The sequence below is a fragment of the Ensifer sp. 2TAB8 genome (assembly GCF_052115125.1).
In the GTDB taxonomy this organism is placed as follows: Bacteria; Pseudomonadota; Alphaproteobacteria; order Rhizobiales; family Rhizobiaceae; genus Ensifer.
Genome location: NZ_JBFRGB010000064.1, coordinates 1 through 1,420, shown reverse-complemented (window position 1 = coordinate 1,420; position 1,420 = coordinate 1). Strand labels below are relative to the sequence as shown.

Annotated in this window: 2 protein-coding genes; both read right to left on the bottom strand. The window is 64.8% G+C overall.

Annotated features, from left to right (window positions below; genetic code table 11):
- Positions 1-869, bottom strand: an 869-nt coding sequence (locus tag AB4Z53_RS35290; RefSeq protein ID WP_441600068.1) for an electron transfer flavoprotein subunit alpha/FixB family protein, incomplete at its 3' end; no start/stop codon positions are given.
- 23 nt (positions 870-892) lie between these two features.
- Positions 893-1,420 (bottom strand): electron transfer flavoprotein subunit beta/FixA family protein (locus tag AB4Z53_RS35285; protein ID WP_441600066.1); only part of this gene is annotated, 528 nt, incomplete at its 5' end.

Sequence of the window (1,420 nt, the reverse complement as noted above, 5' to 3'; positions counted from 1 at the left end):
ATCGGCGCCTCTTCGTCCTTGTTGATYGCGACGATGACCTTCGAGTCCTTCATGCCGGCCAGATGCTGGATGGCACCGGAGATGCCGCAGGCGATGTAGAGATCGGGTGCGACCACCTTGCCGGTCTGGCCGACCTGCCAGTCGTTCGGGGCATARCCGGCRTCGACGGCGGCGCGCGAGGCACCGACGGCGGCACCGAGCTTGTCGGCGACCGGCAGGATGACTTCCTGGAACTTCTCCGAGGAACCGAGGGCGCGGCCACCGGAGATGATGATCTTGGCMGAGGTSAGTTCCGGACGGTCGGACGACGACAGGGCATCGGCGACGAAGGAGGAAACGCCGGGGTTGGCCGCCGCCGAAACGCTTTCGAGTGCAGCCGAACCGCCTTCGGCGGCAGAGGCGAAGGAGGCGGTGCGCACGGTGATGACGCGCTTGGCTTCCGTCGTCTGCACCGTCTGGATGGCGTTGCCGGCATAGATCGGGCGCAGATAAGTGTCGGAAGAGACGACCTCGATGATTTCCGAGACCTGGGCGACGTCGAGCAGGGCTGCAACGCGCGGCAGCACGTTCTTGCCGACCGAGGTCGCGGCAGCGACGATCGTGTCGTAGCTGCCGGCGAGCGAGACGATGAGGGCTGCCAGCGGCTCGGCGAGATTGTTGGCAAGCGAGGCGTCGTCGGCAACGAGCACCTTTGCAACGCCCGCAAGCCTGGCGGCCTGCTCGGCGGCGGCCTTGGCGCCGTTACCGGCAACGAGGATGTGCACATCGGCTCCAGTCCCACTGGCGATCTTGGCGGCAGCCGTCAGCGCCTTGGCGGTCTGGTCGGAAAGGTGGTTGCTGTCGTGGTCAGCCAGAAGAAGAATGGCCATGATGATATCTCCCTTTGCTGAACTTAGAGCACGCCGGCTTCGACTTTCAGCTTTTCGACCAACTCGGCGACCGACTTGACCTTGATGCCGGCCTTGCGGCCCGACGGTTCCTCGGTCTTCAGCACCTTGAGGCGGGCCGAGGTGTCGACGCCGAAGTCGGCGGGCGTCTTCTTGTCGAGCGGCTTCTTCTTCGCCTTCATGATGTTCGGCAGCGACGCGTAACGCGGCTCGTTCAGGCGCAGGTCGGTGGTGACGACTGCCGGCAGCTTGATGTCGATGGTCTGCAGACCACCGTCGACTTCGCGGGTGACGGTTGCCTTGCCATCGCCGATCTCGACCTTGGAGGCAAAGGTGCCCTGGGCCCAGCCCAAGAGGGCCGACAGCATCTGGCCGGTCTGGTTGCTGTCATCATCAATCGCCTGCTTGCCGACGATGATCAGGCCCGGCTGTTCAGCCTCGGCCACACCCTTGACGATCTTGGCAACCGCGAGTGGCTCGACCTGGTCTTCGGTCTCGACCAGGATGGCGCGGTCGGCACCCATGGCAAGTGC